This window comes from Erwinia wuhanensis, assembly GCF_030484085.1.
GTDB lineage: Bacteria > Pseudomonadota > Gammaproteobacteria > Enterobacterales > Enterobacteriaceae > Erwinia > Erwinia aeris.
Genome location: NZ_JAUJUH010000020.1, coordinates 1 through 641, shown reverse-complemented (window position 1 = coordinate 641; position 641 = coordinate 1). Strand labels below are relative to the sequence as shown.

Below are 641 nucleotides of genomic sequence, written 5' to 3'. Positions count from 1 at the left end.
ATTCATGACTGGGGTGAAGTCGTAACAAGGTAACCGTAGGGGAACCTGCGGTTGGATCACCTCCTTACCTGAAGATACCTTCGTGCGCAGTGTCCACACAGATTGTCTGATAGAAAAGTAACGAGCAATGCGTCTTTTGAGTAGGGTTCTGTGACAAGTAAATTTGTCGCACAGATTTGCCAGCAAATCTTCACCTTTACACAAAATAACCAGTCTGCGACTGGTTAAGCAATTTTTGTGTCCCCATCGTCTAGAGGCCCAGGACACTGCCCTTTCACGGCTGTAACAGGGGTTCGAATCCCCTTGGGGACGCCATATCTGATAATGAGTGAAAGACATTATCAACCGTATCTCAAAATTGATTCCGGCTTTAAGCCTGAGTCACGTTTGAGATATTTGCTCTTTAACAATCCGGAACAAGCTGAAAATTGAAACGACATGTCGTTTTCATTCTCCGTAATAAGAATGAAATTAACGATATGTTCGAGTCTCTCAAATGCTTGCAGCTGACAACCGTCTTTCGGGACGCTTGTGGGTTGTGAGGTTAAGTGACTAAGCGTACACGGTGGATGCCCTGGCAGTCAGAGGCGATGAAGGGCGTGCTAATCTGCGATAAGCGTCGGTAAGGTGATATGAACCGC

1 tRNA gene and 2 rRNA genes are annotated in these 641 nt (G+C 46.2%); all 3 read left to right on the top strand.

The annotated features are described in order from the left end of the window. Positions 1 to 67, top strand: a 16S ribosomal RNA gene (locus QZH36_RS21330); the annotation flags it as partial. A gap of 172 nt (positions 68 to 239) precedes the next feature. Beyond that, positions 240 to 315 (top strand) — tRNA-Glu (locus tag QZH36_RS21325). 227 nt (positions 316 to 542) lie between these two features. After that, positions 543 to 641: ribosomal RNA gene (locus QZH36_RS21320) — 23S ribosomal RNA — on the top strand; the annotation flags it as partial.